Origin of the sequence: Terribacillus saccharophilus (assembly GCF_046592895.1) — a bacterium.
GTDB lineage: Bacteria > Bacillota > Bacilli > Bacillales > Amphibacillaceae > Terribacillus > Terribacillus saccharophilus_D.
Map to the genome: position 1 here is coordinate 50,952 of NZ_JAWVPU010000002.1, position 12,802 is coordinate 63,753.

General features: G+C 45.9%; 12 protein-coding genes. 5 read left to right on the plus strand and 7 right to left on the minus strand.

All coding sequences use genetic code 11. The features are described from left to right. The first annotated feature begins 64 nt into the window (after positions 1-64). Positions 65-1,180 carry an alanine dehydrogenase gene (gene ald / locus SFC66_RS05960; protein WP_411217809.1) on the plus strand — a complete coding sequence of 372 codons (1,116 nt, stop codon included), beginning with the start codon at positions 65-67 and terminating at the stop codon, positions 1,178-1,180. A 72-nt stretch (positions 1,181-1,252) separates the two neighbouring features. Here the strand turns inward: ald and SFC66_RS05965 are convergent, their stop codons facing one another. From SFC66_RS05965 to SFC66_RS05980, 4 genes are read right to left on the minus strand one after another with little or no spacing between them, the layout of a single operon-like run. Next, the gene (locus SFC66_RS05965; RefSeq protein WP_411217810.1) at positions 1,253-2,830 is read right to left on the minus strand and encodes a hydantoinase/oxoprolinase N-terminal domain-containing protein; all 1,578 of its coding nucleotides are present in this window, start codon (positions 2,828-2,830) and stop codon (positions 1,253-1,255) included. Then, positions 2,827-3,924, minus strand: coding sequence for an S-methyl thiohydantoin desulfurase family protein (locus SFC66_RS05970; protein WP_411217811.1), 1,098 nt, complete (start codon positions 3,922-3,924; stop codon positions 2,827-2,829). The genes SFC66_RS05965 and SFC66_RS05970 overlap by 4 nt, the downstream gene beginning before the upstream one ends. Further along, entirely contained in the window at positions 3,921-5,264 is a 1,344-nt protein-coding gene (locus SFC66_RS05975; protein ID WP_411217812.1) for a cytosine permease, read from the minus strand. Before SFC66_RS05975 ends, SFC66_RS05970 begins: the two co-directional genes overlap by 4 nt. A gap of 10 nt (positions 5,265-5,274) precedes the next feature. Beyond that, the gene (locus tag SFC66_RS05980) at positions 5,275-6,447 is read right to left on the minus strand and encodes an iron-containing alcohol dehydrogenase (RefSeq protein WP_411217813.1); all 1,173 of its coding nucleotides are present in this window, start codon (positions 6,445-6,447) and stop codon (positions 5,275-5,277) included. A 131-nt stretch (positions 6,448-6,578) separates the two neighbouring features. Here SFC66_RS05980 and SFC66_RS05985 point away from each other — a divergent pair, with 131 nt between their 5' ends. Further along, entirely contained in the window at positions 6,579-7,496 is a 918-nt protein-coding gene (locus SFC66_RS05985) for a LysR family transcriptional regulator (RefSeq protein ID WP_411218699.1), read from the plus strand. 40 nt (positions 7,497-7,536) lie between these two features. Here SFC66_RS05985 and SFC66_RS05990 read toward each other — a convergent pair whose 3' ends face one another. Further along, entirely contained in the window at positions 7,537-8,634 is a 1,098-nt protein-coding gene (locus SFC66_RS05990; protein ID WP_411217814.1) for a M24 family metallopeptidase, read from the minus strand. 104 nt (positions 8,635-8,738) lie between these two features. Between SFC66_RS05990 and SFC66_RS05995 the strand changes: the two genes are divergently transcribed. From SFC66_RS05995 to SFC66_RS06005, 3 genes are all read left to right on the plus strand, one after another. Further along, positions 8,739-9,419: a metal-dependent hydrolase gene (locus tag SFC66_RS05995; protein WP_411217815.1), complete on the plus strand. Its 681-nt coding sequence runs from the start codon at positions 8,739-8,741 to the stop codon at positions 9,417-9,419. A gap of 182 nt (positions 9,420-9,601) precedes the next feature. Next, positions 9,602-10,918, plus strand: coding sequence for a DRTGG domain-containing protein (locus tag SFC66_RS06000; protein ID WP_411217816.1), 1,317 nt, complete (start codon positions 9,602-9,604; stop codon positions 10,916-10,918). Between the two features lie 21 nt (positions 10,919-10,939). After that, complete coding sequence (locus tag SFC66_RS06005; RefSeq protein ID WP_411218700.1) at positions 10,940-11,881, plus strand: DHH family phosphoesterase; 942 nt, start codon at positions 10,940-10,942, stop codon at positions 11,879-11,881. Here the strand turns inward: SFC66_RS06005 and ytrI are convergent. Beyond that, a complete protein-coding gene (gene ytrI / locus SFC66_RS06010) occupies positions 11,878-12,381 on the minus strand; it encodes a sporulation membrane protein YtrI (RefSeq protein ID WP_411217817.1) in 504 nt (167 codons plus the stop codon). The genes SFC66_RS06005 and ytrI overlap by 4 nt on opposite strands. Next, the gene (gene ytrH / locus SFC66_RS06015; protein WP_411217818.1) at positions 12,381-12,713 is read right to left on the minus strand and encodes a sporulation membrane protein YtrH; all 333 of its coding nucleotides are present in this window, start codon (positions 12,711-12,713) and stop codon (positions 12,381-12,383) included. Before ytrH ends, ytrI begins: the two co-directional genes overlap by 1 nt. Positions 12,714-12,802 lie beyond the last annotated feature (89 nt).

Below are 12,802 nucleotides of genomic sequence, written 5' to 3' on the forward strand. Positions count from 1 at the left end.
CTGTGATAAGTGCTATACTGATGGTGGAAGTTAGTCTGTTACATATGGAATGGAGGTAAGCAGAATGAAGATTGGTGTACCGAAGGAAATAAAGAATAATGAAAACCGGGTTGCCATGGCACCGTCTGGCGTGACACTCCTGCATGATGCGGGTCATGATGTGTTCATCGAAACCGGGGCCGGTCTTGGATCGGGTTTCACGGATGAGCAGTACGAACAAGCAGGGGCGGTGATTGTACCGGCAGCCGCAGATGCATGGAACAATGAGATGGTCATGAAAGTGAAAGAGCCGCTCCCCGAGGAATACGATTATTTTTACGAAGGTCTCATTCTTTTCACTTATCTGCATCTAGCAGCGGAAGGTTCCTTGACGAATGCATTGATTGAGAAGAAAGTCATTGCCATTGCTTATGAAACGGTGCAGCTGGAAGATCGTTCCTTACCGCTTCTAACACCGATGAGTGAGGTTGCCGGCAGGATGGCATCCCAAATCGGTGCGCAATTTCTGGAGAAACCCTATGGCGGCAGCGGCATCCTCATGTCCGGCATACCAGGGGTGAAGCGTGGAAAAGTGACGATCATCGGCGGCGGTGTCGTCGGGACGAATGCAGCGAAGATAGCGATTGGTCTTGGAGCGGATGTTACGATAGTGGACTTGAGCCCGCAGCGTTTGCGGGAGCTTGACGATCTGTTCGGCAGCTCGATCAATACAGTCGTCTCCAATCCTTTGAACATTGCCGAGGCTGTTAGAGAATCTGATCTTGTCGTAGGTGCCGTTCTCATACCAGGTGCCAAAGCACCGAAGCTAGTAACAGAAGAGATGATCAGCAGTATGAAGCCAGGTTCTGTGGTTGTCGATGTCGCCATTGACCAAGGCGGAATTTTTGCGACGTCCGATAAAATAACCACGCATGATAATCCGACATACACAAAGCATGATGTACTGCATTATGCGGTTGCCAATATGCCGGGCGCTGTGCCGCGTACATCCACGATCGGACTAACGAATGTGACGGTACCATATGCCCTGCAGCTCGCAAATAAAGGATTCCAGAAAGCGTGTCAGGAAAATAAATCCCTGGCAAAAGGAATCAATACCTTGGACGGCTTTGTGACTTATGAAGCTGTTGCAGAGGCGCATGATTTAACATATCAATCAGTCGAAGTATTATTAAACTGATCAGTTTGATATATAATCGCAAGTGAAAAAGCTGTCTTCCGTGTTCGGGAGACAGCCTTTTTGATGGCAGCATTATATCACATCTGCTCCTGCCAGATGCAGCAGCGGTCCAGCAGCTTTCACGCGTATACGGGAGGCATTGCCTGGTAAGTAGGCAAGCGGCACATCTTCCAAGTCGACGATGAATGTCTTTTCGGGATCAGCTCCTGCCGAGATGGCTTCCTGGACAGCCAAATCTTTTGCAGACTGCAGTGTTTGCTCTCTGCCTAACTTATCCAAAGAAAATACCCGTTCAACCTGCCCGCTCACTTGGGAGATGGCTGCCCCTAAGGCATTTGCAACCTCATAATTTTCCGGTTTCAGCACTTTGGAAGCTCCTTTTAGTTTCTCGGGCAAAAGAATGCTTCCTCCTCCGACCAATATGACAGGGACATCACCAGCGCTCGTTTTTATCTTGTCGATAGCTGTCTCCACATCGCTGATGATTTTTTTGTATACTTTTTCCAGTAGCGGAGGATCCAAGTGACTGACGTATGCAGCATTTCCGATGTCCGCTTTTCCCAAAGCAACGATGATATCAGTGGTAGTCAATGTATCCCCGCCGAATACAAGCCCTTTCTGAGACAGCTGATAACCGACACTGTCAGGTCCGATCGTGATTTCCCCGTCATCCTGCTGTCTGATGATTGTACCACCGCCGATACCAAGCGAAAGCAAATCAGGCATCCGGAAATTCGTGCGTGCACCGCCGATTTCGACTGCAAGTGAAGACTCGCGCGGAAAGGAATTGATCAGGATGCCGATATCCGTCGTTGTGCCTCCTACATCCACCACGATCGCATCTGCTTCATCCGTCAAATATGTTGCACCTCTCAAACTATTGGTAGGGCCGCAAGCTATCGTCAGTATCGGGTATTTTTTCGCATACTCCACCGACATGAGCGTGCCGTCATTTTGTCCGAAGAAAACTTTTGCGGATATACCTTCCGCTTCAAGGGCTTGTACAAAACCATCAGCTGTAGCTGTGGCAACAGCTACTACAGAAGCATTGAGTATGGTCGCATTTTCTCTTTCGAGTAATCCGACACTGCCGATTTCCTTTGAAAGGGAAATAGGGATGTCGCCAAGTACTTCGTTAAAGATTTCAGCCGCCCGCATTTCATGCTGATCAGATACGGGGGAGAAGACAGAAGTGATGGCGATGGAATTCACTTTTCCATCTATTTCATGTGCGATGCGATATAGTTCTGTTTCATCCAGTTCATGAATCTCCCGGCCGTCGAATTCATGTCCGCCTTTAACTAAATAGACGTGTTTTCCCAATATCTCTTTCAAATCGTCAGGAACTCCTACCAAAGGCTTCACTGCAAGTGTTGCAGGTGCACCAATCCGTATCGCTGCCACATCATTCAAACGTTTACGCTCCACGATGGCATTTGTACAATGCGTCGTCCCGAGCATGGCATAGTCGATGAGGGAGCGATCTACATCTGCTTCTGCTATCACGGTTTGCATTGCCCGATATATTCCCTGTGATACTTCTTCTGTTGTAGGAGCTTTTGTTTTTGCCAATACGCTGTAGTTCTCATCAAGAAGCACTGCATCGGTATGAGTGCCGCCAACATCTATTCCGATTCGATAGCTTTTCATTTTACAGCTCCTTTCAAACGAATGAGTGATTCAAGTGGCTGGAATTCGACATCATATCCGAAATAACCCGGTCCGCAAGTGGCAATTCCTTTAGGTGTTCGCCATTTCTGGTGGCTTGGGATACCGATCACCACACAGCGGGCGCCGTAACGCAGTCCCTCGGTCGTAATCGGCAGAGCTGTTTCTGCATCCAGTACAGCAATTAAATCAGGTGTTACACATAATAAACGTTTTTCTGTCTTGGCAAGCAAATGTTCATTTTGAAAATGCAGTGTAAGCGTCTCATCAGCATTTTCACCATAACCTTCTATACTGGCAGTTCCTCGTGCAAATCCGGTCACTGTCTTTCTTTCAATATCAGATACTTTTCCTTGGAAAAGTTCGAATCCGCCAGTTGCCTGGAGAACTTCTTCTATTGGATTTTGATTGTTGGCTTTAGCAAGACGTATCGTTTTGCCGATTTTCTCCTCAAAACTAAGGATATCTTTGATACCGCTTTGACGAATCTGTTCGATCTGCATCGGATAAATCGCCATCATGACTGATCCGCCCATTTGAGTCGTGGAAACACGTGCTATTCGTTCGCCCCAGACGTTATTGATCGTAGTCAATAAAGCGGAATTACCTTTTTCATCTGCAATGACCATTGGTGCGGCTGGAATATCATCCAGATAAAAAGTTGTCATTTGTAATTCAGGGAAAGCTCTGCCCATCCCATCGACATCGATCACCGGCAAGCCCAGTCGCGCAGCAAGAGCAAGCGGCAGAAGGGAATTCACTCCTCCAGCTTCGATTGGCATGGTAGCGAAAATTTCTTGACCCAAGTATTTCTCCAGAGATTTAAAAGCTGCAATCGCTTCTTCGCCGTTCGGTACTTTTTCAATCATGACCGTGGGGGCTCCCATCATGCCTGATGGTACGATCAAAGAGCTGGGCGGAACTTCATCCAAGCTTAATAATTTAATCGGTCCGAAATCTTCTATCGCTTGCAATGCCATCAGTTTTCCGATATAAGGATCTCCGCCGCCACCTGTGCCGAGTAAAGCGGCGCCCACTGCGATATCTTCTATTTCCTGTTTTCCTAAATATCTCATGCTTCATTCTCCTTTGGGGTATATTCTGGTAGATCTGTTTGCCTTTGAAAGCGTCTATGCATAAAGATGAATAGGCATTGGAAAACGAATGCTAATAGAAAGGCATCCAATCCAGGTGCTTTGGTGATTTCGAATAATCCAAATCCGACAGGTGCAGGTGTGGTCATAAATGCAATCGTTGAGGAGAGAACCCAGGATGTCATCCCGATGAACATCAAATTTTTCATTTTGTCGAGATTCTTGAAGTGGTATTTGCTTCGGTTAAGAAGATAGTCAGCACCGTATATACCGCCGATTGGTGGTATCAGCACGCTAAGGAAATTCAAGAAAGATGTGAAGTGCTCGTAGATACCTAGAATGGAAAGGATCGTACCGATTGCCCCTGCTATGATGGTTAGGACAAATTTTGGTACACGTTTGAAAATGACAGCAAAACCTAGAGCTGATGAATAAAGATTGCTATCATTCGTCGTCCATTGGGCCAGGATCAATATCAACATAGCTGACGTTCCCCAGCCAAGTCCAAGCATGATGGAGACGATATCCGTTTCTTGGGTGGCTTTTGCCAGGATAGCTGCAATGACGAGTACTAAACTGTATCCGACGAACAATCCGGTGAATGCTCCGAATACGGCATGTTTGGAACTCTTAGCATACCTGGATATATCAGGCGCAATGACTGCACCTACCGCCAGTGACCCCACTACCATAGAGATAGCTACCCCGAGCTGCAAAGGTTCTGCGATTAATGGCGCTTGTACGACCTCTGCTAAATCTCTTTCTTGCATGACTCGCCATAAAGAAGCGAATAAAAGGAGACACATCAAAGGAACGGCGGCGATGCTGAGCTTTTCGATAGCTTTATAGCCGATCATCGCCGTTGTAGTCATCAAGATGCCGCCAACGACAACCAATAACTGAGCGTTCAGCGTTATACCAAAAATATTCTGTATGACATTTTGAAAACTGGTTCCGAATAGATTTAGCTGGACTCCAAACCAGCCAAACAAGGAGATGGCGATGATTACAGAAACAAGATAAGAACCATACTTACCTAAAGCAAAACGAGCAATCAAACTGGTTGATAAACCGGTTTTGCTTCCGATCACACTGCATAACGCGCTTCCGGCCGCTAAGATGAAGGTGCCGATAAAAGTAGCTGCCATAGCTTGGGGAAAGGAAAGTCCGCTTCCCAAAGTCCCGCCGAGGACGGTAGCTGAAAGCGCAATGGAAATACCGAGCCAAACAGTCATGAGGCGAAGCCAGCCTTTACGTTCGTTTTCTGGTACAGGCTCCCGTTCATAATCATTAATGATCTTCTTTTTCTGATCTTCTGCCATGTGGGCCCTCCTATATTTTCGTCACTGTCAGCTGCTGCTCCAAAACAGTGAGATAATCTTTTTTCGTCATCTCCCTAGCATTATTGATATTTGAACCGTTTTTAAAAGCAATTTCGGAAAGCTGTTTAAAATCTTTCTCTTTGACATAAGACAATGATTGCAGGGAAGGTATTTCCAATTGCTGGACAAAGGAGGCAATCTTACTTAGGAGCTTGCTAGTTGCCTCTTCATCGGTTTCTTCCGGGGATGCAATCCCAAGATCCCTTGATAAGTTTCCGTATACATCACTGCTTGTTTCGGCATTATATGTCATCACAGGCAGTAGAAGAATGGAGTTGGCCAAACCATGCGGTGTGTCGTAGAGACTGCTCAATGCTTCGGACAGGCAATGGATAGCGGCAACATCAGAGGAAGCAAATGACATACCAGCCAGCAGACTGGCTTCCATCATCTTTCCATGTGCCGGTTCTGCATCTTTGTCTTGATGAATCAGTGGCAGATTCTCAAATGCAAGCTGCATGGCGCGGACTGCCAGTACGTCAGAAACAGGATTGCTCCTTTTATTGGTATAACTCTCCAAAGCATGTACGAAGGCATCGACGCCAGCATAGATCTTTACATGCACTGGTGCGGAATAAGAGAGTACGGGGTCGATAAGTGCCAGCTGTGGACGTATTTTTTCGCTTTTAAGTGTGATCTTCAAATGAGATGACTTTCCCAAAGTAAGAACAGAGGATCTTGTCACTTCAGCACCTGTGCCAGCAGTTGTCGGCATACAGACAAGATGGGCAGGTTCAATTTCTTTGGGGATTTTTGGGACCATATCATTAATGTTGTAAGTTGTCGGACCAACAAGTGCGATTGCTTTGGCGGTATCAATCACACTGCCGCCGCCGATGGCAAGGACCAGTTCCGGGTTGGTCAATCGGAATTGACGGCATCCTTCCTCGCAATCTTCTTCACGCGGATTCGGTTTTACTTCGGTAAAAAGATGAACTGCATATCCGTGTTCTTCCAGAGAAGAAAGAATTTCATCCATCAAACCAGCTTGGACAATGCCCTTGTCGCTAACTATCATGATAGTTTTCACTTCCGGATAAGAATCGGCAAGAATTGCAGTAATAGAATGTGAAAGACCATTTTTCATCATTATTGTAGTAGGGCATGAAAATAAGGGATGCATAGTTGGTTCCTCCTTTAACTGAATTATCAAAATCTTAAGAAATATATTACCAGACGTGATATGATCATTCTATAGAGAAATTATGATAAGACCAATCGGATGAGCCGATAAAGGAGGGAGACAGCTTGGAAGTGAAACAGCTGAAAATCTTTCAAGCGGCAGCAAAGGAGCTTAATCTTACACGGACGGCACGTCTGCTTGGTTATGCACAATCCAGTGTTTCCGCCAATATTCAAAGCCTGGAAGAGGAATTAGGATTTCATTTGTTCGAGCGAGTAGGCAAGAGGATTTATCTGACTGAAGTGGGCAAGGAATTCCTGGGATATACTGATAAAATTCTCGATACTCTTGAAGAAGCGGAGAATCACTTTGAATCGAAAAGAAGCAGTATAAAGGGGGTGCTGACGATTTGTGCATCCGAAACGCAATGCAGTTATCGTCTGCCTGACATACTGCATCGGTTTCAATCGGCTTATCCTAATGTACAGCTCATATTCAAACCCGGCATCTCCGAAAAATCCTTTCAAGAATTGCTGTACGAGGGCAAGATTGATATCGCATTGTTATCGATGAAAAAAATGAAGGATGATCTTTTGGTAATAAAAAATTTAAAGCGGGAACCAATCGTCATCGTATGCCATCCCAATAGCAATCTGGCTGCAGGTAGGTACACGCATGAACAGTTGAAGCATGAGCAGCTTTTATTGACCGAGCCATGTGATTACCGTGATATATTTGAGGAATTTGTGAATCCTGAAAAAAGAACTGCCATAAAAAAATTGGAGCTAGCTGATATTGCAGCCATTAAACAATGTGTAAAGAAAGGTTTGGGTATTGCTGCACTGCCGTTGATTGCCGTCAAGGATGAAGTGAAAGCAGGGTCTATTGCTATTTTGGCAGGTAGTCAGCTAGACTTTCAAATCGATTTGCAGCTTTGCTATCATAAAAAGAAAATCATGTCTCAAGCATTGAAAGCTTTTATCGAAGTGACGGAGGAATATGTGGGAAGTGAAAGGAGTTTAATGGATCCATCATTATATATCAGCTAAAAAATAATGGGACATCCATTTTGGATGCCCCATTTTTCTATCAACCGATGATTTGCAATTCACGCGGAAAGGCCGTAAGCACATCAGGACCATTCTTCGTAAGGAAGATATCGTCTTCGATGCGCACGCCGCCGACTCCTGGCAAGTAAATGCCGGGTTCGATGGTATAGCACATACCTTCCTGTAAAGCTTGTGTATTATTGCTGGATAGGGAAGGGAATTCGTGCACGCCGATACCCAAGCCGTGTCCGACGCGGTGTGTGAAATATTCCCCGTAGCCGGCTTGCTCGATGTGACCGCGGGCCGCTTTGTCGATCTCGGAAATACTAGTTCCGACTTGAGATGCTGCTGTGGCTTTCTCGAGTGCGATGCGGACTGTATCGTGGATATGCTGCTGGTCCGACGTTACGTGCTTGTAGGCAACAGTGCGGGTGATATCCGAGCAATACCCTTCGAAAATGACTCCCAAATCGAATAGGACAAGGTCACCGGGTGCGATTTGTTTGCTGTCTGGTACTCCGTGTGGTGAAGCGGTTTTTGCGCCGGAAAGAACAGTGGTCGCAAATGACATGCTGGTCACACCTTCTTGTTTCAGTGCATACTCAAGCTCAGCGACGATCTGCAGTTCGCTTTTACCTGCAGCAATTGCTTCAATGCCTGTCTTCACACCGTAATCGGCGAGGACAGCAGCTTGTTTCAGCAGAGTATATTCCTTTTTGTCTTTGATATTCCGCAAGTTCTGCAGCAGTTCCGTCGCACTCGGGAATGCTGTATCCGGCAAAATCCGCTGCAGCAGTTCCAGCCGGATGACCGACATATGATCTTTTTCGATGGCCATGGAGGCAGGCGTTCTGCCGCGCTCTTTCAGATAATCTTTGAATAGCTGCCAAACATCCTCATGGTCTTGGTATGTAAGCATTTCTTCCTTCCAGCCTGCTTGAATGGCATCTTCTTTTTCCATAGCCGGCAATATCAGCAGCGGCGCATCCTTTTGATCCATGAAGACGGCGACGAGGCGCTCGTGCGGGTCTGTATAATAGTTGCTCACATAATATACGTTCTCCATGGAGGTGATGAACACGCTGTCTGTGCTGTTACCTTTCAGCTGTTGTAATAATGTATCGATTCTGTGTTGCATAAATAAAACCTCCTTTGTTTCCAGTATAGCAAAAAACGTATTGCGTTTCTTCCGGTGGCAACTGTGGTACACTATATGCGAAAAAATGAAAAGGGGTTGGAGACGTGAAAATCTCATTCCACGGACAAGCAGTCGTACAGATTGTTACAGATAAACATACGATATTGATAGATCCATTCATTACTGGAAATGGTACTTGTGATTTGAAAGCAGAAGATGTCAATCCTGATGTCATCCTTCTGACACACGGACATAATGATCATGTAGGAGATACAGTTTCCATTGCAAAACGCACTGGTGCACTTGTTGTGGCGCCGAATGAATTGGCAGTATACTTAGGGAATCAAGGATTGAATACGCACCCGATGGGTATCGGCGGTGCACACGAATTCGAATTCGGACGTGTGAAACTGACGCAAGCTTTCCATAGCAGCGCCATTACAGACGAAGATGGCAACTCTCATTATATGGGCATGCCAACAGGTATCCTGTTCACAGCAGAAGGCAAGACTGTCTATCATGCAGGCGATACAGGTCTATTCTCGGATATGAAACTGATCGGGGATACGAACGACATCGATGTGGCATTGCTTCCGATAGGGGATAATTTCACAATGGGACCGGAAGATGCACTGATTGCCGCTGAATGGGTCAAGGCGAAAAAAGTCATTCCGATCCATTACAATACATTCCCGTTGATTGAACAAGATGGAGCGGCATTTGCTGAAAAAGTGAAACCTGGTGAAGGCGTCCATTTGGAACCTGGACAATCAATCACAATCTAATGCAACAGCATCCCGTCGATGGGATGCTGTTTTTTTGATCTGTTATAGTGATGCAAGAGATGTTTTTATTGTTTTTTACTAAGTGAGCAGCTATTTTTTTCGGAAATTGAAACCTTCGCCTAAAAACTGTACAATAACAATAGATAAAAAAAGACTAGTACAGATGAGAGCATGGTGAAGGAATGTCGACTAAACATAATCAAATAATCAGTTATATAGAAAACCTTCCTGTTGGGGGGAAGATATCTGTACGGGCAATCGCCAAAGAATTGAACGTAAGTGAAGGAACAGCATACCGCGCCATCAAAGAAGCAGAGAACAAAGGACTTGTCAGCACCATCGAGCGTGTCGGGACAGTCCGGATCGAGACGAAAATCAAAGATAACTTCGACCGGCTTTCTTTTGCTGAAATCATCGGTATCGTTGATGGACAGGTGCTTGGAGGCAGGGATGGACTGCATAAGACGCTGAATAAATTTGTCATCGGAGCAATGGAGCTCGATGCCATGATGCGCTATACCCAAAAAGACGCATTGCTGATTGTCGGGAATAGGATCGAAGCGCATGAGCTAGCCATCAAGGAAGGGGCAGCCGTGCTCATCACCGGTGGTTTCGATACGGATGACAGAATCAAACGGCTGGCAGATGAAAAGGAACTGCCTGTCATCTCCACAAGCTATGACACATTCACCGTCGCCGAATTGATCAACCGGGCGATTTATGACCAGATGATAAAAAAAGAAATCATCGTCGTGGAAGATATTTATACATCTTTACAACATACATACTTCTTACAAGAAACAGATACCCTGGAAAAATGGTATGCTTTCAACGCAGAAACGACCCATACACGTTACCCGGTCACGAACAGCTTGAATAAAGTGACAGGCATGGTAACGTCTAAAGATATCATCAACAAAGACAGACAGTTATCCGTCGTGAAGGCGATGACGAAAAATCCGCTAACGGTCCAAAAGCATACAACACTTGCTTACGCGGCGCACATGATGGTTTGGGAAGGCATCGAGATCATACCGGTAGTCGATCAGCAGCATAAACTGCAAGGTCTGATATCCAGGCAGGATGTGCTCAAAGCACTGCAGCAAATCCAGCTGCAGCCGCAGATCGGGGAAACCATCGAGGATTTGGTTACGAGGGAAATCGATTTACTGGAAGATGAATCGCCGGAAATCGTCTTCCAAGGTAAAGTGACACCTCAGATGACGAACCAGCTTGGCAGCCTTTCCACAGGTGTATTGAACACATTTGTCACAGAGGCGAGCCGCCGTTATGTCCGGAAAATGAAAAAAGGGGATATGGTTGTCGATAATATCTCCGTATACTTCCTGCGTCCCATCCAGCTGGATAGCACCATCCTGATCAAGCCTCGCATTCTGGAAGTTGGGCGGAAGCTGGCGAAAATGGATATCGAAGTGTATAGTAACAAGAAAACATTAGTTGCAAAAGCGCTGCTCATGGCACAGCTATTGGACCGCTGAGCATAGATGGAGGGGGATATGATGCACGATAAAATCCTGGAAAGAATAAAAAATCATGAAACAATCATCATTCACCGACATGTCCGGCCCGATCCAGACGCCTACGGTTCCCAAGTGGGTTTGAGTGAGATCATCAAAGCGTCGTTTCCTGAAAAACAGGTATATGTTGTTGGGGATGCGGATCCTTCCTTAACCTTCCTGGCAGAGATGGATACGATAGAGAATAGTGAATTTGAACATGCGCTTGCCATCATCTGCGATGCAGCCAACCAGCCGCGCATTTCCGATCAACGGTATAAGTTGGCAAAAGAAATCATAAAAATCGATCATCATCCCGAAGTGGATCGTTATGGAGATGTGCAATGGGTTGTTCCGACAGCCAGTTCCACGAGTGAAATGATTTACGAGCTGTACGCAGCCCATCCGGAACTGCAGCTGACAACGCGGGGAGCTATGCTGCTGTATGCAGGGATTGTCGGTGATACAGGACGATTTTTATTCCCATCGACAAGCGAGAAAACTTTCCATTATGCAGGTGAGTTGGTCAAGTATCCATTCGACCGCACGGCATTATATGAGAAAATGTATGCCTCCAGGCAGGAGTTGGCTAGGCTGCAAGGATATATCCTGCAGAATCTCACCTTGCACGAAACCGGTGTGAGCAGCATCCGTCTTACGAAAGAAATCCTGGAAACCTACCAGGTGACATCTTTGGAAACGAGTCAGCTCGTCGGAACGATTGCCAATATCGAAGGTGTCAAAGCATGGCTGTTCTTTGTCGAGGAAGAAGAACAGATCCGGGTGCGTGTCCGTTCGAAAGGACCTGTCATCAATGGCTTGGCCGGTAAATATAATGGCGGCGGCCATGTATTTGCTTCTGGCGCCACTGTATACAGCTGGGAGGAAGCAGACAGGCTGGAACAGGATCTACAGGATATTTGCCGTCACTTCGATGCAAACTAAATAGCTTTTTCCACTGTTACTGTCAAATAGAGGATCTCTGAGATGATCAGCTGTTTGACAGTGACTTCATATTGGAAATTATCCAGTTTATAAACTTTGTTTTCAATTGCACCCAATAATAATGGTGTGCTTTGCACAGCGCCATTCACACTCCGTCCGATCATGTGCCGTGCTTCCTCTTTGATTGCTTCTTTCAGTTCATGTTCGATCAGTTTGTCCAGCTCCAAGCTTTCATCCATCTCCAAATCAATGGTGATTTCATCGATGATAAGCCCTTCTTGGTTCAATTCGTTCATTTCTTCATTATTATCTTTCAACACTTCGATATCCCGTTCCAAATCGTGAATCGTACCTTCCATTTCCGCTTTTTCATTCACCCATTCTTCATATAGTGTTCCGTACATGAACAAATAGACAAAATAGGAAACGATGCCTCCAAGAAAAAATCCAACCAAGAACCGCTGCCAAGCACTTTGTTTATAAATTGGCGGTATCCGCATCAGGAGACATCCTCCTGGATGAACCATCCGATGATCAAAAGAGCCGTTTTAACGCCTCCCATTGCAGCGACGATAATCAGGATTTGTTTGATGACATCAAAGGTAGCACCTTGATAGATCCCCTTTTCGAAGTTGCTGATTGCATCGAATGTACCCCCGATTGCGGCGATGATTGCCCATATGCGGATACCGCTGGAGATGCGTTTGATGGCAGTCAGCGGCGGTTCGCCGGTGGCAAATGCGCCGATGCTGCCGATGAAACAGCCTCCGATCATAACGCCGAGTGCGATGAAGTAACAATGCATCATTGATATGATTACGCGTTCTTCCATACTGAACCCCTTTTAATAGTCTTTTTCTACCCTATGGCAGCAAAGGACTAGTTATGTTAGTCATTTCAAAGTCTGAAGGAATTCGTATA